Genomic DNA, 19516 nt, shown 5'->3' on the forward strand with positions numbered 1-19516 from the left:
TATAACGTCCGCAGTAAGGTATCACTGTGCGCTATAGCGTACAAGTGGTATGCTGAATGTCACCAGGAGGGAACATGGACATCACACGACATCTTGCAACCACATTGAAAACGCTGCGCCAGGCACGCGGCTGGAGTTTGTCGAAGCTCGCGGACGAGACCGGCGTGTCAAAGGCCATGCTCGGGCAAATCGAGCGAAATGAATCCAGCCCCACGGTGTCGACGCTGTGGAAAATTGCCACAGGACTGAACGTGCCGTTTTCCGCTTTCATCACGCCTGAGGCGGACCGGCAGGCGGTGTTTGACCCGCAGCAGCAGGCGATGGTCGTCAAGCCGCTCTTTCCGTGGGACGAGGCGCTCCGGTTTGATTATTTCTCCATTACCCTGGCCCCCGGCGCCCTGAGTGAATCCACGCCGCATGAGGCAGGGGTGATTGAACATGTGGTGGTGATCAGCGGCGAGCTGGAGATGAAACTCGAGGGCAAGTGGCAGACGATTTCTGCCGATTCGGGCGTCCGTTTCGCCGGCGATAAACCGCATGCCTACCGCAACAGCAGCGACCGGACGGTGCATTTTCACTCCCTGATTCATTATCCCCGCTGAGGCTACGCAAAACTGTTTCGCTGACGCAGACTTCTGACTACAATAGCCGCCATTTTGACCATAACGGATAACGACGAAGTATGCGCCTGCAATCCCATCATCTTGAACTTTTAAGCCCGGCCCGTGACGCCGCCATTGCCCGTGAAGCGATCCTTCATGGCGCAGATGCCGTCTACATTGGTGGTCCTGGCTTCGGTGCCCGCCATAACGCCAGCAACAGCCTGAGCGATATTGCTGAACTGGTGCCGTTCGCCCACCGTTTCGGGGCGAAAGTGTTCGTGACCCTGAACACCATTCTTCATGATGATGAGCTGGAGCCTGCGCAACGTCTGATTACCGATCTCTATCAGGCCGGGGTGGATGCCCTGATTGTTCAGGATATGGGCGTGCTGGAGCTGGATATTCCGCCCATTGAACTGCATGCCAGTACCCAGTGTGATATCCGCACGGTTGAGAAGGCGAAGTTTCTTTCGGACGTCGGCTTTTCGCAGATCGTCCTGGCCCGCGAGCTGAACCTGAATCAAATCCGCGATATTCACCAGGCGACAGACGCGACGATTGAATTCTTTATCCACGGCGCGTTGTGCGTCGCCTATTCCGGTCAGTGCAACATTTCCCACGCGCAGACGGGGCGCAGCGCCAACCGCGGCGACTGCTCTCAGGCCTGCCGTCTGCCGTATACCCTGAAAGACGATCAGGGCCGCGTCGTGGCATTTGAAAAACACCTGCTCTCGATGAAGGATAACGATCAGACCGCCAACCTGGGCGCGCTGATCGACGCGGGCGTGCGTTCCTTCAAGATTGAAGGGCGCTATAAAGATATGAGCTACGTGAAGAACATCACCGCGCACTATCGCCAGATGCTGGATGCCATTATTGAGGATCGCGGTGACCTGGCGCGTGCGTCGGCCGGTCGTACCGAGCATTTCTTTATTCCGTCGACGGACAAAACGTTCCACCGCGGCAGCACGGACTATTTTGTGAATGCCCGTAAAGGGGATATCGGCGCGTTTGACTCACCGAAGTTTATCGGCTTACCGGTTGGCGAAGTGCTGAAAGTGGCGAAAGATCACCTTGATGTTGCGGTGACGGAGCCGCTGGCGAACGGCGATGGCCTTAACGTGATGATTAAGCGTGAAGTGGTGGGCTTCCGCGCCAACACGGTCGAAAAAACCGGCGAGAACCGCTACCGCGTATGGCCGAATGAAATGCCGGCCGATCTCTACAAGGCGCGACCGAACGCGGCGCTTAACCGTAACCTCGATCATAACTGGCAGCAGGCGCTGCTGAAAACCTCCAGCGAACGTCGTATTGCGGTGGATATTGAACTGGGCGGCTGGGAAGAGCAGTTGATTCTGACCATGACCTGTGAAGACGGCATCAGCGTAACGCATACGCTTGATGGCCTGTTCGAGGTGGCAAACAACGCGGAGAAAGCGCTCAACAGCCTGAAGGATGGTGTGGCGAAGCTGGGTCAGACGATTTACTACGCCCGCAACGTTGAGGTCAACCTGCCGGATGCCCTGTTTGTGCCGAACAGTTTGCTCAACCAGTTCCGCCGTGAAACTGCCGAGATGCTGGATGACGCGCGCCTGGCGAACTACCCGCGCGCTAGCCGTAAAGCGGAAACCGTTCCTGCGCCCGTCTACCCGGATACGCATTTATCCTTCCTGGCCAACGTCTATAACCATAAAGCACGTGAATTCTATCATCGCCACGGCGTGCAATTGATCGACGCGGCCTATGAAGCGCATGAAGAGAAGGGCGATGTGCCGGTGATGATCACCAAGCACTGCCTCCGTTTCGCGTTTAACCTGTGCCCTAAGCAGGCAAAAGGCAACATCAAGAGCTGGAAGGCTACCCCTATGCAGCTCGTAAACGGTGACGAAGTACTGACCCTCAAATTTGACTGCCGTCCTTGCGAAATGCATGTGATTGGCAAGATGAAAAACCACATCTTCAAAATGCCGCAGCCCGGCAGTATTGTGGCGTCCGTCAGTCCGGACGATCTGATGAAAACGCTGCCAAAACGCAAGGGCAGCTAATTACCGAACGTGCGCGTCCGGTTTGCGCGATTTCTGCCACAGGTGGTGTTCGCGCAAACCTTCCGCCGACTCCTCCGCCGCACTTCGCAATTCATCGCTGTCGGCTTCATGACGCAGCTGATGCTCCACATTCTTTACCCACAGATATTCATGTCCTTTGTGCCCGGCCATAAGCTGGCCTGAAAAGAGGGCACAGATCAGCATCACGAGAGATAAACCTTTTTTAACCATGAAGTCACCGCCGAATAACATTGCGGCTTGATCATGCCGATTATTTATTATGGTTATTATTCAAAACTTCAAATTAGCGCAAAGGAAATGTCAAAGAGTATGATTTCGGGCGCGCTGCAGCGGGTTAAAAAAGGCTGTTTAACCTTCGTTAAGACAACGGGTGTTAGCTTGTATGGGATCCGCAGCCCGGCCATGTCGTGTCGGGACGTAGAGACCAAAATACAAATCTATCCATGCAAGCATTTACCGCCATTTTTGGCGGTTTTTTTTTGCGCAGTGTTTACCGTGGTTTTACGGCATCAGTCGGTAGTGCGACTGCACCAGACCCGAAGGGAAGCTGCGGCTGGAGACCAGCGTCAAATCGATATCCCCGGGCAGGGCGCCAAACAGCGATTTACCCGAGCCGAGCAGGACAGGTACGGTCGTGATCACCATATCGGCGACCAGTCCTTCCCGCAGAAACGACTGTATCACCTGCCCACCATCGAGATAGACGCGATGGACGTTCTGCATCGCCAGATCGTCGAGTACCTCCTTTGGCGTGCGGCCGGAAAACTGTACTTTTCCCCTCAGTGCGTCGGGCACCGGCGTGTCGGCCAGCCGTCGGGAGAGGACCAGCACGGGCCGGTCATAGGGCCAGGTGTCAAAAGTCAGCACCTTCTCATAGCTCCCCCGGCCCATCACGATCCACTCTTTGTCCGCGATGAACGCCGCGTAGCCATGATCCTCAGTCGGGTCATCGCGCTGCAGCAGCCACTCGATATCGTCATTGTGTCTGGCGATGTAGCCATCAAGACTGGTTGCGATAAAAACGTGTGTGGTGACCATCAGGTTCTCCTTATTCCAGCAAAACCAAAAGACTGACGCCTCAGCGCGCAGTACCGGAATGAGAAAATTGTTTACGGTACTGAGCCGGGGAAATTGCGAACTGCTGGCGGAAATGATGACGCAGCGTCGATGCCTGGCCAAACCCGGTCTGTTCCGCGATGCTGTCGATGCTTAAACGGCTGCTTTCCAGATAATCTTTCGCCCGCAGCAGGCGCTCATTGAGTAACCAGCGGGCAGGCGTCGTTCCCGTTGCCGCTTCGAAGCGACGAAGAAACGTGCGCTGACTCATACCGACGCGGCGCGCCAGCGAGTCGACGCTATGCGGCTCGGTAAGATGCGTGTGCAGAAAATCAAACAACTGACCAAGGCGCTGGCTTTCGCGCAGCTGCGCCACCGGTCGACTCAGCTGTTGCGGCTGAGAGCCATCCCGGTGAGGGGGAATGACCAGCCGACGCGCCACGCTGTTGGCGGTTTCCATCCCATAATCTCTTCGTACAACGTGAAGGCAGAGATCGATCCCCGCCGCGCTGCCTGCGGAAGTCAGTATATCTCCTTCGTCCTGGTAGAGCACATCCTCGACCACGTCGATGACAGGGTAGCGGGTTTTTAGCGTCTCAATGTAGCGCCAGTGCGTCGTGGCTTTACGTCCGTTCAGCAGCCCCGAGGCGGCCAGCACAAATACGCCCGAGCAGATGGAGAGCAGCTGACAGCCTCGCGCGCTGGCCTGACGTAATACGTTGCGGAGCGCGTCCGGCACCGGCGAGTCCAGCCCACGCCAGCCCGGCACCACGATCAGATCGGCAGACTCAAGCAGGGAGAGATCGCCATCGGTAATGATACGGATCCCGCCTGTCGCCCGAAGCTCTCCGCTGTCAACGCTTGCCACGGCAAAACGATACCAGTCGTCGCCCAACTCGGGGCGCGGCAGTCCGAAGATTTCCACCGCCACCCCAAACTCAAAGGTACACAGACCGTCATACGCCAGCACCACCACCTTCGGTCGGGCAATCTGTCTTAACGTTGTCATCTTTTTGCTGTTTTCTGGCATAAGCGAGCGCATTCACGGGCTGAATTTGTGGATAGAGTAGTGTTAACACAAACGCCAAAGATGAGGAAGGATCATGAGCTATGTTACTGAATTTCCGGCTGCCGAGCCGCAGGAAGCCGTTACCCATTTCCTGCGCCGCCTGAGCGTCGAAACCGACTGCGCCGATGTGCATCATGCCATCACGCATAATGAGCAGGACTTTGTTTTACTGCACGTTGTGGGAAGCCCGGAGCAGTTTGCCCGTCGCCATGTGCCGGGCGCTCTGCATATGCCATGGAGCCAGATGACCGCTGAGCGCATGGCCCAATGGCCTGAAGGAACGCTGTTCGTCGTCTACTGCGCAGGGCCGCACTGTAACGGCGCGGACAGAGCCGCGCTGAAGCTGGCGCGTCTCGGGCTGCCGGTCAAAATCATGCTCGGTGGGATCACCGGCTGGGAAGATGAACGCTACGCTTTTGCCAGCGAGGCGTCCGTCGCCGCGCTGTGAAGATGAATTTTTTTCAACACCCGTGAAATTTTCTCGTTTGCCGGTACCGGTGAGGTATGACATTGTTTTTGGACATTTAGACATCCAGAAGTCTAAAGCTTCAAATGATGAATTATCACTGCGGGCAATTATTGCCGGCAGACTGAGGAGATTTCCATGCAACGACACCACGCCCCGTTTCGCGCCGATGTAGTCGGCAGTTTTTTACGCCCGGATGCCATCAAGCAGGCTCGCCTGAAATTTGCCAGCGGTGAGATTGATGCCGGACAGCTTCGCGCGGTGGAGGACGAGGCCATTCGCCACGTCGTCGAGCAGCAGTGTGCGTGCGGCCTGCATGTGGTGACCGACGGAGAGTTTCGTCGTGCCTGGTGGCACTTCGACTTCTTCGACGGTCTTCAGGGCGTTGAGCGTTACGATTCGCAGCAGGGCATCCAGTTTAACGGCGTGCAAACCAAAGCCCACGGCGTGCGCGTCACCGGCAAGCTGGGCTTTGGCGAGCATCCGATGCTGGAAGACTTTCGCTATCTGAAAAGCATCAGCGGGAACGCCCAGCCGAAAATGACCATTCCCAGCCCGAGCGTGCTCCATTTCCGCGGCGGTCGCAAAGACATTGACGCGACCGTCTACCCGGACCTGAACGTCTATTTTGATGACCTGGCCACCACCTGGCGCGACGCCATTCGGGCCTTCTACGATGCGGGCTGCCGTTATCTGCAGCTGGATGACACTGTCTGGGCCTATCTCTGTTCGGACGATCAGCGCCGTCAGATCCGCGAGCGCGGCGACGACGCCGATGAGCTGGCGCGCATCTATGCCCGCGTGCTGAACAAGGCGCTGGAGGGCAAGCCGGACGACCTGACCATCGGGCTGCACGTCTGTCGCGGCAATTTCCGCTCCACCTGGATTTCCGAAGGTGGCTACGAGCCGGTAGCGGCAGTGCTGTTCGGAACCGTCAACGTTGACGCCTTCTTCCTCGAATATGATAACGACCGCAGCGGGGATTTTGCGCCATTGCGCTTTGTCCGCCCGGGCAAGCAGCAGGTGGTGCTGGGTCTTATTACCACGAAAAACGGCGAGCTGGAGAACCCTGAGGGGATTAAAGCCCGTCTGGAAGAGGCGGCGAAATACGTGGCGAAAGAGCAAATTTGCCTTAGCCCGCAGTGCGGCTTTGCCTCTACCGAAGAGGGCAACAGCCTGAGCGAATCCCAGCAGTGGGACAAAGTCCGTCTGGTCACGCAGATCGCCAGCGAAGTCTGGTAAAACCTTCCTCCTCAGCGCTGCATTATAAAAGTGCAGCGCTGTGCCATTGTGAGACGTTCTCTTTACATCCGGCGTTACCCTCCCAGAAATAGCGCTATCTCCATTCTGGCATTCTTTTTGCTCCTGCTTCGCTGACACATTTTTTCCGCGTCCACGCCGTAACGGACGTTTTCGCACAGCGTTCTTTTTCAGGAGTGAAAATATGCACCGTCGTACTTTACTAAAAGCCTTCGCGTTATCTGCGTCCGTCGTGGCGATGGGGATGAGTTTTGGCGCGCAGGCGGCCGATACCATCAAAGTGGGGATCATGCATTCTCTTTCCGGCACGATGGCTATCTCCGAGACCCCGCTGAAAGATGTTGCCCTGATGACCATCGACGAGATCAACGCCAAAGGCGGCGTGCTGGGTAAGAAACTGGAGCCGGTGGTGGTGGATCCGGCCTCAAACTGGCCGCTGTTTGCCGAGAAGGCCCGTCAGCTGCTGAGCCAGGATAAAGTGGCGGTGGTATTCGGCTGCTGGACCTCGGTTTCGCGCAAATCCGTACTGCCGGTTTTCGAGGAGCTGAACGGTCTGCTGTTCTATCCGGTGCAGTATGAGGGTGAGGAAATGTCGCCAAACGTCTTCTATACCGGCGCGGCGCCGAACCAGCAGGCGATCCCGGCGGTGGAATACCTGATGAGCGAAGACGGCGGCGCGGCGAAACGCTTCTTCCTGCTGGGAACCGATTACGTCTATCCGCGCACCACCAACAAGATCCTGCGCGCGTTCCTGCATTCGAAAGGGGTGGAGGATAAGGATATCGAAGAGGTGTATACCCCGTTTGGTCATAGCGACTACCAGACCATCGTCGCCAACATCAAAAAATTCTCCGCGGGCGGCAAAACTGCCGTGGTGTCGACCATCAACGGCGACTCCAACGTGCCGTTCTACAAAGAGCTGGCTAACCAGGGGCTGAAGGCGACCGACGTGCCGGTGGTGGCCTTCTCCGTCGGTGAAGAAGAGCTGCGCGGGATCGACACCAAACCGCTGGTGGGTAACCTGGCAGCCTGGAACTACTTTGAGTCCGTCGATAATCCGACTAACCAGGCGTTCGTGGCGGATTACAAAGCCTATGCGAAGGCGCACAAGCTGCCGAACGCCGACACCGTGGTGACCAACGACCCGATGGAAGCGACTTACGTGGGGATTCATATGTGGGCGCAGGCGGTGGAAAAAGCAGGCACTACCGATGTGGACAAAGTGCGTGCGGCGATGGCCGGTCAGTCCTTTAAGGCGCCGTCAGGCTTTACGCTCACCATGGATGCCACCAACCATCATCTGCATAAGCCGGTCATGATCGGTGAAATCGAAGGCAACGGTCAGTTTAACGTGGTGTGGCAGACCGAACAGCCGGTACGCGCCCAGCCGTGGAGTCCGTTCATCGCCGGGAATGACAAAAAGCCCGACCAGCCGATGAAAACCGCCAGCAACTAAGCCATCACCGCAGGGAGAAACGTCATGAACGCCATGCGCCTGTTCATCGCTCTTGTATGGCTTTCCGGACTGCTGCCAGGGATGGTGCAGGCATCGGATGCCGATCGTTTTGTTGCCGCCAGCCGCAGCCAGCAGGCGGATTTGTTGACGCAGTGGGCCGCCGCGCCGGATGCGTCAAGACTGCCGCTCCTTGAGGCGCTGCAAAAAGAAAATCTCTACGTCGATACGCAAAAGCACGCCTTTGCACAACGCAATGGTAATGTCATCCCGCTGGGGGAAAGTCAGACGGCAGAGGGCCCAACCAAAGCCGTTCGTCTGACGAACCGGCTGCGCGTGCTGGCCGCGACCGCCATCGCCACGCATCAGCTGGTGAGTGACAGTGTCACCGAAAGGCGAGCGGCGGCGCGTCAGCTGCAGCGCGATGCCCGGCCCGACATGCTCGCTTTTCTGGAAAAGCGAGTGAGCGATGAAACGGATGCCGTGGCCCGTCAGGCGCTGCTGCTGGCGGTCGCGAATCTTCAGCTGGCAAGCCCGCAGGCCGAGGTGCGCCGCAAGGCCGTGGCGTTGTTAGGTCAGTCCGACGATCCGGACGTACAGTCCAGACTCACCCCGTTTACCCAGCCACAGACGGAGCCGGATAGCGGCGTTCGCGCGGCCGCAGAAGAGAGTCTTAGCCAGATCCAGCACCGACTGATGTGGGGCGATCTGCTGGGCCAGGCGTTTATGGGGCTGTCCCTCGGATCGGTACTGCTGCTGGCCGCGCTGGGGTTGGCTATCACCTACGGCCTGCTGGGCGTGATTAACATGGCCCACGGTGAGATGCTGATGCTGGGGGCATATGCCACCTGGATGGTACAGCAGGCGATGGCCGGGCTTGCGCCCCAATGGCTGGCGCTCTATCCCGTTATCGCCTTGCCGGTCGCGTTCTGCCTGACGGCGGGCATTGGAATGATGCTGGAGCGCACGGTGATCCGTCATCTGTACGGACGTCCGCTGGAAACGCTGCTGGCGACGTGGGGCATCAGCCTGATGCTTATCCAACTGGTGCGCATGACCTTTGGCGCCCAGAACCTCGAGGTGGCGAACCCGGCATGGCTCTCCGGCGGGGTGCAGGTTTTTGCCAACCTGACGCTGCCGTGGAACCGCATTGTGGTGCTGGGCTTCGTGCTGCTGGTGCTGTTCTTCACCTGGCTCATTCTGAATAAAACCCGTCTGGGGCTCAATGTGCGGGCGGTGACGCAAAACCGCAGCATGGCCGCCTGCTGCGGGGTACCAACAGGGCGCGTCGATATGCTGGCGTTCGGGCTTGGCTCCGGAATTGCGGGGTTAGGCGGCGTGGCGTTATCGCAGCTCGGTAACGTCGGGCCGGAGCTGGGACAGGGCTATATCATCGACTCCTTCCTTGTGGTGGTGCTTGGAGGCGTAGGCCAGCTGGCAGGCAGCGTGGCCGCGGCATTTGGTCTGGGGATCTTTAATAAAATCCTTGAACCGCAGATGGGGGCGGTGCTGGGCAAAATCGTGATTCTGGTGGCGATCGTGCTGTTTATTCAGAAGCGTCCCCAGGGTCTGTTTGCGCTGAAAGGGAGGGTAATTGACTGATGAGCCAGCCGCTGACCTTAACGCTGGCGCGCAAAGCGCCACGCACAACGCAACTTGCAGGCAGCCTGCTGGTGGTGTGTCTGCTGATATTGCCGTTTTTCGCCTTACTGCCTGCGACGCATCCGTTGGCGTTGTCGACCTGGATGCTGACGCTGATTGGCAAGATCCTCTGCTATGCCATCGTTGCGGTGGCGCTGGATCTGGTGTGGGGCTATGCCGGTATGCTGTCGCTTGGGCACGGGATCTTCTTCGCGCTGGGCGGCTACGCGATGGGCATGTACCTGATGCGCCAGGCTGCAGGTGACGGTCTGCCTGCGTTTATGTCGTTTCTCTCCTGGAGCGAGGTGCCGTGGTTCTGGTGGGGCACCCAGCATTTTGCCTGGGCGCTGGTGCTGATTGTGCTGGTACCGGGGCTGCTGGCGCTGGTATTTGGCTGGTTTGCCTTCCGCTCGAAGATCAAAGGGGTCTATTTCTCGATTATGACCCAGGCGCTGACCTATGCCGGGATGCTGCTGTTCTTTCGCAACGAAACCGGCTTTGGCGGCAATAACGGCTTTACCGGCTTCACCACGCTGCTCGGGTTTTCAGTAACGGAAACGACGACCCGTATCGCGCTGTTTCTGGCCACCGTGCTGTTGCTGCTCCTGGCCCTGGGCACCGGGTTTGCGCTGGCGAAGAGCAAGTTTGGCCGCATTCTGACCGCCGTTCGCGACGCCGAAAACCGGCTGACGTTTTGCGGCTACGATCCGCGCGGGTTCAAGCTGCTGGTGTGGACGCTCTCTGCCGTACTGTGCGGTCTGGCGGGGGCGCTCTATGTGCCGCAGGTGGGCATTATCAACCCGGGCGAAATGTCGCCGACAAACTCGATAGAGGCCGCCATCTGGGTGGCGCTGGGTGGGCGCGGCACGCTGGTGGGGCCGGTGATTGGCGCGGCGCTGGTGAACGGGGCGAAAAGTTTCTTCACCGTTGCGATGCCGGAATACTGGCAGCTGTTTCTGGGGCTGATTTTTATCGCCGTTACGCTGTTTTTACCGCGCGGCGTCTACGGACTGTTTCGTAAGGGAGAAAAATAATGCAGCCAGCCGAAGGGTTATTCACCCGCCAGCTACCCGGCGATCGTTACCGCGAGCAGACCGACCCGGTTCTGCAGCTTGAGGCGATTAACGTCAATTTTGATGGCTTTCAGGCCCTGACCGATCTCTCGCTGAATATCGGCGTGGGCGAGCTGCGCTGCGTGATCGGTCCCAACGGGGCCGGTAAAACCACGCTGATGGACGTTATCACCGGCAAAACGCGGCCAAAGAGCGGCAGGGCGATTTACGACCAGTCCATCGACCTGACCGCGCTGGAGCCAGCGGCCATTGCGCGCCAGGGCATCGGGCGTAAATTCCAGAAACCCACGGTCTTTGAAGCGCTGACGGTGTGGGAAAACCTGGAGATCGCGATGAAAACCGATAAGTCCGTCTGGGCGAGCCTGCGGGCAAAACTCAACGGCGAGCAGCGCGATCGGATCGACGAGATGCTGGTTTTACTGCGGCTGACCGGCGAGCGCGACCGCCGCGCCGGGCTGCTTTCCCACGGACAAAAGCAGTTTCTGGAGATCGGCATGCTGCTGGTGCAGGACCCGCATCTGCTGCTGCTGGATGAACCCGCCGCCGGAATGACCGACGCGGAAACGGAATACACCGCAGAGTTGTTCAAAACGCTGGCGGGCAAACACTCCCTGATGGTGGTGGAGCACGATATGGGCTTTGTTGAAACCATCGCCGACCATGTGACCGTGCTGCATCAGGGGCGGGTGCTGGCGGAAGGGTCGCTTCGCGAGGTGCAGGCCAACGAGCAGGTGATTGAGGTCTATCTGGGACGTTAAGGAGAGGGAATGTTACAGGTCAACGAACTGAATCAGTATTACGGAGGCAGCCATATCCTGCGCGGCGTGAGCTTTGAGGCCATCACCGGCGAAGTCACCTGTCTGCTGGGGCGCAACGGCGTGGGGAAAACCACGCTGCTGAAGTGTCTGATGGGGCTGATCCCGGCGAAAACCGGGGAGGTCATCTGGCAGGGAAAAACGATCACCCACAGTAAACCGCACCAGCGGGTGCAGTCTGGTGTGGCGTATGTCCCGCAGGGACGGGAGATTTTCCCGCGCCTGACCGTGGAGGAGAACCTCCAGATGGGACTGTCGCGATTTTCTACCCGCGAGGCGAAGCAGGTGCCGGAGGAGATCTGGCAGCTGTTCCCGGTGCTTAAAGAGATGAAGCATCGTCGCGGGGGCGATCTCTCCGGCGGGCAGCAGCAGCAGCTGGCGATTGGGCGCGCGCTGGCGAGCCGTCCGCAGCTGCTGATCCTGGATGAACCGACTGAAGGCATACAGCCTTCCGTTATTAAAGAGATCGGCCACGTGATCCGCACCCTGGCAAACAGAGGTGACATGGCGATCCTGCTGGTGGAGCAGTTTTACGACTTCGCCGCCGAGCTGGCAGACAGCTATCTGCTAATGTCGCGCGGCACCATTATTCAGCGCGGGCGGGGCGAAAACATGGAGCAGGAGGGCGTGCGCGGCCTGGTTGCGATCTGAAATGTTATAATATAACATCCTCATTCTTATAAAACGGAATGAGGGCGTTACTTTGGCTGCACATATTGGAAAATTTGCCATGACTCTGGGGGCGCTGCTGGTCAGCGGCCAGCTGTTTGCTCACTCGCACGGTCATCAGATGACCGAAGCGGAACAGAAAGCGGCGAACGGCGTGTTTGAGGATAAAGACGTGAAGGACAGAGCGCTGTCTGACTGGGACGGGACCTGGCAGTCGGTCTATCCGTTCCTGCTCGATGGTTCGCTGGATCCGGTCTTTAAACAGAAAGCGCGGAAGGATAAAAGCAAATCCTTTGATGAGGTGAAAGCCTACTACCGCACGGGATATGCGACGGACGTCGATGCCATCGGCATCGAAAATAACGTGATGGAATTCCATCAGGGCAAAGCGGTCAGCCGGTGTCAGTATGATTACAGCGGCTACAAAATTCTGACCTACGCGTCAGGTAAGAAAGGCGTTCGCTATCTGTTTGAGTGTAAGGATGCCGCTAGCAAGGCACCGAAGTTCGTGCAGTTCAGCGACCATACCATCGGACCGAAGGCCTCGTCTCACTTCCATATCTTCATGGGCAACACCTCTCAGGAGGCGCTGCTGAAAGAGATGGACAACTGGCCGACCTATTACCCGAACGAGATGTATAAAGAGCAGGTGGTGGAGGAGATGTTGCACCACTAGGTTTTTGCTTTTGCCGGGGGGCGGCTTCGCCTTACCCGGCCTACGATTAGGGTTTTGTAGGTCGGGTAAGCGCAGCGCCACCCGACACGCTATCTTCACTTTTCACGCTCATCCCGCGCAAAATCATCAGCCAGGCCATGGCGATGGCGACCATCATGATCACAAACAAGGACCAGTGCGGCAGGTTGGTCAGGATGATACCGGTGATCATCGGGTTTGCCGCCGCGCCGAGCCAGCCCAGCGCCTGCGCGGAGAAATAGCTCGCCTTCATTCCCGGTGGCGCAATGTTGTCGATCAGCATGTATTCACCCGGCGCATAGATAATCTCGCCCAGCGTGAAAATGGCGGCAGCGATGCCCCAGTAAACCAGGTTTTCCCCGGAGAGCATAAAGCCGCCCAGTCCCACGATAAAAAACAGGGTGGCAAGGGTCATCAGCGGGCGGATATTGCTGGCTGAGATTTTGCGGCCCAGCGCATATTGCAGCGTCACCACCACGGCAGCGTTGACCGGGAGCACCACGGCCACCACCTTTTCGGCGAAATCACTGTCCGCATGCGCGGCCAGAACGTATTGCGAAATACAGCTCGCGAACGACCCGCCCACATAGGACGCCAGCAGGCCAGAGAGCGTGTACCAGAACAGCGCGCGGTCTTTCAGCAAGACCGACGGCTGCCAGGGCGTCTTCTCCTCTGCGGTATCTAACGCCACGCTTTTTTGCACAAAGAAATGGATAAAGCCCAGCGGCAGGGCGGCACAGAAGGCTGCCAGCCAGAACGGCAGCTGCAGGCTGTACATCACCAGCAGGGTGCCAATCGGCGGGCCGACCGTCCAGCCAATGTTCAGGAAGCTGTAGTTCAGCGAGAAGACCCGCGCCTTCTGGCTGGAGGTCAGTACGTCGGAGAACCAGGCTTTCAGCACCGTCGAAAAGACGGAGTAGGCGCAGTTGATCAGCGCAAAGAACAGCACCACCAGCGTGACGTTATTGACCAGCGGGATCGCCACAAAGCCGGCGATAAACGCCACAATCGCGATCAGCATGTAGCGTTTTTTATCAAACTTATCGGCCAGAATGCCAAATCCCAGGCTGAATACCACGCCAATGGTCAGCGCCACGGTCAGGGCATAACCAATATTCTCGACGCTCATGCTGTAGACGCGCGTGAGATAGATGGTCATGAACGGCAGCGTTGCCCCTCTACCGATGGTTAACAACAATGACGATGCCAGCAGCGCTGCGGTTGAGCGCCTGAGAGATGGTTTCATATTCCTGCCCGACAGTTGCTTATGCTTTTATTAGATGTGTGTTAACAGGATTACCATGACATAAGGGGCTTGTATAGCACCTGATTTATCCCTAAGTGCTTCAGCTGCCTGCCAGAAATAATGATCTTCTCGTGACGTACTTTTTTCTGTTACCTTGAAGTGTTAACAAATTATTAATAATTCAGGGGCGGGATATGACGCGGAAAGACGGGCTGCTGGCATTGCTGGTGGTCGTAGTATGGGGGCTCAATTTTGTGGTCATTAAGCTGGGGCTGCACAACATGCCGCCGCTGATGCTGGCCGGTTTACGTTTTATGCTGGTCGCTTTCCCGGCCATCTTCTTTGTGGCTCGTCCAAAGATCCCCTTTAAACTGCTGCTGGGTTACGGTCTGACCATTAGCTTTGGCCAGTTCGCGTTTCTCTTTTGCGCCATCAAGTTCGGTATGCCGGCGGGTCTTGCCTCGCTGGTGTTACAGGCGCAGGCGTTCTTTACCATTATTCTCGGGGCGTTCGTGTTTGGCGAGCGTCTGCAGGGCAAACAGCTGGCAGGGATCACCCTTGCGGTGTTCGGCGTGCTGGTGCTGATCGAGGCCAGCCTGAATGGTCAGCATGTGGCGCTGCTCGGGTTTATGTTGACGCTGGCGGCGGGGCTGAGCTGGGCCTGCGGGAATATCTTCAACAAGCTGATTATGCAGCACAAGGCGCGCCCGGCGGTGATGTCACTGGTGGTGTGGAGCGCACTGATCCCGGTTATTCCGTTTCTGCTGGCGTCGAGTATTCTGGACGGTCCGGCGGTGATGCTGAACAGCCTGGTCGACATCGATATGACCACGATCCTGTCTCTCGTCTATCTGGCCTTTGTCGCCACTATTGTGGGCTACGGGATCTGGGGATCGCTGCTGGGGCGGTATGAGACCTGGCGCGTCGCGCCGTTATCTCTGCTGGTGCCGGTGGTAGGACTTGCCAGTGCGGCGATATTGCTGGATGAAACGCTAAGCGCGCTGCAGCTGTTGGGTGCCGTGCTGATCATGGCCGGGCTGTACATTAACGTGTTTGGTCTGCGGGTTCGTCGGACGACGCGGGTAAGCGAAAAGGCATAAAAAAAGCCCCGCATCGGCGGGGCAAAAACGAATCAGAAGCCGTGCTGATTATAATAAGGCACGCCTAATTCGTCGGATTTGTCGCTACCAGCACCCATGTGGTTGAAATCATAAGGCGACTGGTCATGTGCTGACGGCAAAATCATCGTATCAGGATTATTTTGCTGCGTTGCACGAGGGGTTTGCTCCGCGAAGGTCTGGCTGGAGAACAGCACCAGCAAGGCGAGGGCGGCGGAGGCGATAACTTTCATGATTTCCTCGGTTACGTCTGTTACAGGCGATGATTAACTACAGTGTTTTAACGGATACAGGTATCGGGATTCGCCCGGCACGCTGGTGATTCGGTACTTATGAGGCGGCACGTCAAAATAGTTCTTGAACGTACGCGTCAGGGTTTGCTGCGATTCAAATCCGTAACGCTCCGCCAGATAAAGGATCGGCTCATTGCTTTCTTTCAGTTTCTGGGCAATTTCCGTCAGCTTGCGGCTGCGAATATATTGACCTAATGAATGACCGGTCTCTTTTTTGAACATCCGTTGCAGGTGCCATTTGGAGTAACCCGAACGCTCTGACACTTTTTCAAGGGAGAGCGGCGATTCCAGGTTATCCTCGATCCAGTCCAAAATGCTATGAATGGTGATAGCGTCAGTATTGCGTCTGGACATCGTCATACCTCTTTTTTCTGTTTACGGCAGGATTTTCTTCAGCAGAAGCTCAAGGGTTGCCACTTCATCTGCCGTTAAGTTTTTTGTTAGTTCCTGATGCAGTGTCTGTCCTACTAATTGATGACATTGCTCGCACATGGCCGCGCCATCGCTGGTTAGCTTCACCAGTACGCCGCGTTTGTCATTCGGGTTAGGGCTTCGTTCTATCCATCCTTTGCAGACGAGACGATCGAGCATGCGGGTTAACGCACCCAGATCGACAGAGAGCACCTTTTTCAGCTCAACCGGCGTGATACACACTTCGCAGCGAATGGAACACAGCACTTTGAACTGTGTTGCGGTGATATCCAGCGGTGACAGGTAGTCATTGAGCAGGCGATCTTTTTTCTGATTTACCATATGAATAAGACGACCCAGCGGAACAACGTCGTTAAAGATATCACTGGTGCTTTTCACAATGGTTGCCCTGGCAAGTAGTTAGTCACGGCAGATATTATTGCTCAGGCAAGTATAAGTCAACTGAATGAATCAGCCGATGCCACGAATTGCTAAAACGTTTCATGAACTTTTTTTGAGGTCTTTCAAATCATAGAGATAACTGACAGTTATCTTTTCTGAAGGAAAATAATCGTTACGTTGCCCCCATGGCTGAATGTCACACTTTCCCCCTATAATTGCTGTGTTACATATGGATAAGGACGACAACGCACTATGTTGGATTTAATTAAAGCAATCAGCCTTGGGCTGGTGGTCTTGCTGCCGTTGGCTAACCCGTTAACGACGGTGGCGCTTTTCCTCGGGCTGGCAGGGAACATGAACAGCGCAGAGCGCAACCATCAGTCGATGATGGCCTCGGTGTATGTGTTTGCCATCATGATGGTGGCTTATTACGCCGGACAGGTGGTGATGAATACCTTCGGGATTTCCATCCCTGGTCTGCGTATCGCCGGGGGGCTGATTGTGGCCTTTATTGGTTTCCGCATGCTGTTCCCGGCGCAAAAAGCGCATGAGTCGCCGGAAGCGACCAGCAAATCGGAAGAGCTGGAAACCGAACCGAGTGCGAATATCGCCTTTGTGCCGATTGCCATGCCGAGCACGGCGGGACCGGGGACCATCGCGATGATCATCAGCTCCGCGTCAACGGTGCGTGACAGCGCAACCTTCCCGGACTGGGTACTGACGGTTGCGCCACCGCTGATTTTTGCGATTATCGGTCTTATCGTGTGGGTGTCGCTGCGCAGCTCCGGCGCCATTATGCGCTGGGTAGGTAAGGGCGGTATCGAGGCAATTTCCCGTCTGATGGGTTTCCTACTGGTCTGTATGGGCGTGCAGTTTATTATTAACGGCGTGCTGGAGATTATTAAGACCTATCATTAAGTTCATTGCCGGGTGGCGCTGCGCTTACCCGGCCTACAAATCGTAATAACGTAGGCCGGGTAAGGCGAAGCCGCCACCCGGCACCAACACCCCTCACCCGTGCTGCCCCTGTTCCTCCAGCGCCACCGGCCACTTGCGGAAGATGAGTACCGACCAGATCAGCGCCACCAGGGCCGGAATAGCTCCCAGGTAGCCAATGGCCGACATCGACACGTGCAGGATGACCTGATTTCCCACCAGCGCACCCGCGCCAATGCCCAGATTGAAAATCCCTGAGAACAGCGACATGGCGACGTCCGTCGCATCCGGCGCCAGGGCTAGCACCTTCACCTGCATACCCAGGCCAATAATCATGATCGCCACGCCCCAGAACAGGCTGAGGATCGCCAGATAGCTTTCACTGCCCGCGGCGGGCATCAATAACAGCAGACAGCCCAGCAGCAGGCCGATGGCGCTGCTCACCAGCAGGGAGGCGTGCCGGTTACCCAGCTTGCCAAACAGCACGCTGCCGATAATACCCGCGCCGCCGAGGATCAGCAGTAAGACGGTGGCAAAGTTGGCGCTAAAGCCCGCCACCACCTGTACAAACGGTTCAATATAGCTGTATGCCGTATAGTGGGCCGTCACGACGATTACAGTCAGCAGGTAGATGCTCAGCAGCGCAGGGCGACGCATCAGCAGCGGCAGGCTTTTCAGCGAGCCGGAATGTTCGCTCGGCAGCGCGGGCAGCAGTTTAATCAGGCATACCAGCGTCATCAGCGCGCCCATCCCAATGGCGAAGAAGGTCGTGCGCCAGCCGAAGTATTGCCCCACGATGCGGCCAATCGGCAGACCCAGCACCATCGCCAGTGCGGTACCGGTAGCAATCAGGCTCAGCGCCTGGGCGCGTTTACCTGCCGGCGCCAGGCGAATCGCCAGCGACGCGGTAATCGACCAGAACACCGCATGGGCAAAGGCGATGCCGATGCGGCTCATGACCAGCACCGTAAAATTCCACGCCATAAACGACAGCACGTGGCTCGCAATGAACAAGACAAACAGACCGATCAGCAGCTTGCGCCGCTCCATCTGGCTGGTCAGCAGCATAAACGGCAAAGACATCAGCGCCACCACCCAGGCGTAGATGGTCAACATAATGCCCACCTGCGCCGTTTCCATCTGGAAACTGTCAGCGATGTCAGACAACAGCCCAACCGGCACAAATTCTGTGGTATTAAAAATAAACGCGGCAACTGCCAGCGTGACCACGCGTAGCCACGCGACCCTGCGGGAAACTGTGTTCGTTGTCATAGGGATGTCTGAGATTCGTTGCTGAAAAGAAGAGGAGACGATCTTAAAACGTCGAATGGCGAAAACTCAACCATTATGTGACGCAGTTCTCAATATTTACCTTATGAAAGCGGTAGCCGGGGACGCTGTTTTCATTGAATATAAAAGAACAACACAATAAAAACAGGCGGTAAGACAATGCAGGAGATTGATTTTTATCTGGTCGATGCGTTCAGCGATACCACGTTTGGCGGTAATCCGGCCGCCGTGTGCCCGCTGAAAGCATGGTTACCCGATGAGATCTTGCTGAAGATGGCGCAGCAGCATAATCAGTCGGAAACGGCGTTTTTCGTCTGCAGCAAAGGGGGCATTGAGCTACGCTGGTTTACCACGCTTAGCGAAGTCAATCTCTGCGGTCACGCTACGCTGGCGGCGGCGCACGTTCTGTTTACCGAGCTGGATTACCCGGACGCGCGGATCCACTTTGATACCGCCTCTGGCCGCCTGACGGTCACCCGGGAGGGGGACTGGATGACGCTGGACTTCCCGGCATGCCCAACCCATGAAGAGACGCCCCCGCCGGAGATGCTCTCGGCGCTCGGGATTGGCCGCTACGCTGAAGCCCGGAAAGGGCGCGCCTGGGTCATCGTTCTGGAAAATCGCCAGCAGGTCGAGGCCCTCGCCCCGGACTTTTCGGTGATGACGCCAGGCGAGCATAAGGTGAGCGTGACGGCGCGCGGTGAGGGGGAATACGATTTTGTCAGCCGCTTTTTCTCCCCCGGCGTTTCCGTCCCGGAAGACCCGGTCACCGGCTCCGCGCACACCATGCTGATCCCGTACTGGAGCGAAAAGCTGGGGAAAACAGCCATGCTTGCCCGTCAGGTTTCCGCGCGCGGCGGCGACGTGCGCTGTGAGCTGAAAGGCTCGCGGGTGCTGATGAGCGGACAGGCTTCACTTTATCTGAAAGGCACAGTTTTTCTGCGCTAAATACCCAT

General features: G+C 57.1%; 21 protein-coding genes. 13 read left to right on the top strand and 8 right to left on the bottom strand.

The window, feature by feature from the left end; translation table 11 throughout:
- The first annotated feature begins 74 nt into the window (after positions 1-74).
- Both ABFV38_RS10970 and ABFV38_RS10975 read left to right on the top strand, forming a co-directional pair.
- Positions 75-602: an XRE family transcriptional regulator gene (locus ABFV38_RS10970; protein ID WP_048223163.1), complete on the top strand. Its 528-nt coding sequence runs from the start codon at positions 75-77 to the stop codon at positions 600-602.
- Positions 603-682: 80 nt separating this feature from the next.
- The gene (locus ABFV38_RS10975) at positions 683-2647 is read left to right on the top strand and encodes a U32 family peptidase (RefSeq protein WP_021242519.1); all 1965 of its coding nucleotides are present in this window, start codon (positions 683-685) and stop codon (positions 2645-2647) included.
- Here the strand turns inward: ABFV38_RS10975 and ABFV38_RS10980 are convergent, their stop codons facing one another.
- The 3 genes from ABFV38_RS10980 to ftrA all read right to left on the bottom strand — a co-directional run bounded on the left by ABFV38_RS10980 (position 2648) and on the right by ftrA (position 4754).
- Positions 2648-2878 (bottom strand): DUF2554 family protein, encoded by a 231-nt coding sequence (locus tag ABFV38_RS10980; RefSeq protein ID WP_348959378.1) that lies wholly within the window; start codon positions 2876-2878, stop codon positions 2648-2650.
- A gap of 291 nt (positions 2879-3169) precedes the next feature.
- Positions 3170-3706 carry a dihydrofolate reductase family protein gene (locus tag ABFV38_RS10985; protein WP_047075346.1) on the bottom strand — a complete coding sequence of 179 codons (537 nt, stop codon included), beginning with the start codon at positions 3704-3706 and terminating at the stop codon, positions 3170-3172.
- A gap of 40 nt (positions 3707-3746) precedes the next feature.
- On the bottom strand, positions 3747-4754 hold the full coding sequence (ftrA, locus tag ABFV38_RS10990; protein ID WP_348959379.1) for a transcriptional regulator FtrA: 1008 nt from the start codon (positions 4752-4754) through the stop codon (positions 3747-3749).
- Between the two features lie 73 nt (positions 4755-4827).
- On the opposite strand from ftrA, the gene ABFV38_RS10995 reads away from it, so the two are divergent.
- The 8 genes from ABFV38_RS10995 (at position 4828) to zinT (ending at position 12846) form a co-directional block, all read left to right on the top strand.
- Positions 4828-5241: a rhodanese-like domain-containing protein gene (locus ABFV38_RS10995; RefSeq protein ID WP_008502248.1), complete on the top strand. Its 414-nt coding sequence runs from the start codon at positions 4828-4830 to the stop codon at positions 5239-5241.
- A gap of 156 nt (positions 5242-5397) precedes the next feature.
- Positions 5398-6501 (top strand): cobalamin-independent methionine synthase II family protein, encoded by a 1104-nt coding sequence (locus tag ABFV38_RS11000; RefSeq protein ID WP_348959380.1) that lies wholly within the window; start codon positions 5398-5400, stop codon positions 6499-6501.
- Positions 6502-6703: 202 nt separating this feature from the next.
- Positions 6704-7975 carry an urea ABC transporter substrate-binding protein gene (gene urtA, locus ABFV38_RS11005; protein ID WP_023618714.1) on the top strand — a complete coding sequence of 424 codons (1272 nt, stop codon included), beginning with the start codon at positions 6704-6706 and terminating at the stop codon, positions 7973-7975.
- Positions 7976-7999: 24 nt separating this feature from the next.
- Entirely contained in the window at positions 8000-9574 is a 1575-nt protein-coding gene (urtB, locus tag ABFV38_RS11010; RefSeq protein WP_248221379.1) for an urea ABC transporter permease subunit UrtB, read from the top strand.
- Positions 9574-10647: an urea ABC transporter permease subunit UrtC gene (gene urtC / locus ABFV38_RS11015; protein ID WP_348959381.1), complete on the top strand. Its 1074-nt coding sequence runs from the start codon at positions 9574-9576 to the stop codon at positions 10645-10647. Before urtB ends, urtC begins: the two co-directional genes overlap by 1 nt.
- Positions 10647-11444: an urea ABC transporter ATP-binding protein UrtD gene (gene urtD, locus ABFV38_RS11020; protein WP_063621603.1), complete on the top strand. Its 798-nt coding sequence runs from the start codon at positions 10647-10649 to the stop codon at positions 11442-11444. Before urtC ends, urtD begins: the two co-directional genes overlap by 1 nt.
- 9 nt (positions 11445-11453) lie before the next feature.
- Positions 11454-12152, top strand: coding sequence for an urea ABC transporter ATP-binding subunit UrtE (gene urtE / locus ABFV38_RS11025; RefSeq protein ID WP_348959382.1), 699 nt, complete (start codon positions 11454-11456; stop codon positions 12150-12152).
- A gap of 52 nt (positions 12153-12204) precedes the next feature.
- Positions 12205-12846: a metal-binding protein ZinT gene (zinT, locus tag ABFV38_RS11030; protein ID WP_235401810.1), complete on the top strand. Its 642-nt coding sequence runs from the start codon at positions 12205-12207 to the stop codon at positions 12844-12846.
- A gap of 46 nt (positions 12847-12892) precedes the next feature.
- On the opposite strand, the gene ydeE is transcribed toward zinT, so the two are convergent.
- A complete protein-coding gene (ydeE, locus tag ABFV38_RS11035) occupies positions 12893-14110 on the bottom strand; it encodes an efflux MFS transporter YdeE (RefSeq protein WP_045910532.1) in 1218 nt (405 codons plus the stop codon).
- 194 nt (positions 14111-14304) lie between these two features.
- Between ydeE and eamA the strand changes: the two genes are divergently transcribed.
- Positions 14305-15210 carry an O-acetylserine/cysteine exporter gene (gene eamA / locus ABFV38_RS11040; protein WP_348959383.1) on the top strand — a complete coding sequence of 302 codons (906 nt, stop codon included), beginning with the start codon at positions 14305-14307 and terminating at the stop codon, positions 15208-15210.
- A 32-nt stretch (positions 15211-15242) separates the two neighbouring features.
- Here the strand turns inward: eamA and marB are convergent, their stop codons facing one another.
- Genes marB through marR form a run of 3 tightly spaced genes read right to left on the bottom strand, consistent with a single transcriptional unit; the run spans position 15243 to position 16331 of the window.
- Entirely contained in the window at positions 15243-15461 is a 219-nt protein-coding gene (gene marB / locus ABFV38_RS11045; RefSeq protein WP_008502238.1) for a multiple antibiotic resistance protein MarB, read from the bottom strand.
- A gap of 33 nt (positions 15462-15494) precedes the next feature.
- Positions 15495-15875: an MDR efflux pump AcrAB transcriptional activator MarA gene (gene marA, locus ABFV38_RS11050; RefSeq protein ID WP_008502237.1), complete on the bottom strand. Its 381-nt coding sequence runs from the start codon at positions 15873-15875 to the stop codon at positions 15495-15497.
- Positions 15876-15896: 21 nt separating this feature from the next.
- Entirely contained in the window at positions 15897-16331 is a 435-nt protein-coding gene (gene marR, locus ABFV38_RS11055) for a multiple antibiotic resistance transcriptional regulator MarR (protein ID WP_008502236.1), read from the bottom strand.
- Positions 16332-16586: 255 nt separating this feature from the next.
- Here marR and ABFV38_RS11060 point away from each other — a divergent pair, with 255 nt between their 5' ends.
- A complete protein-coding gene (locus tag ABFV38_RS11060; RefSeq protein ID WP_032651801.1) occupies positions 16587-17252 on the top strand; it encodes a MarC family NAAT transporter in 666 nt (221 codons plus the stop codon).
- Between the two features lie 93 nt (positions 17253-17345).
- On the opposite strand, the gene ABFV38_RS11065 is transcribed toward ABFV38_RS11060, so the two are convergent.
- Positions 17346-18542, bottom strand: a complete 1197-nt coding sequence (locus ABFV38_RS11065) for a sugar transporter (RefSeq protein WP_348959384.1) — start codon at positions 18540-18542, stop codon at positions 17346-17348.
- Positions 18543-18719: 177 nt separating this feature from the next.
- On the opposite strand from ABFV38_RS11065, the gene ABFV38_RS11070 reads away from it, so the two are divergent.
- Positions 18720-19508, top strand: coding sequence for a PhzF family phenazine biosynthesis protein (locus ABFV38_RS11070; protein WP_348959385.1), 789 nt, complete (start codon positions 18720-18722; stop codon positions 19506-19508).
- The last annotated feature ends 8 nt before the right edge of the window (positions 19509-19516 follow it).

Source organism: Enterobacter cloacae complex sp. Mu1197, assembly GCF_040059225.1.
GTDB classification, from domain to species: Bacteria; Pseudomonadota; Gammaproteobacteria; order Enterobacterales; family Enterobacteriaceae; genus Enterobacter; species Enterobacter quasiroggenkampii.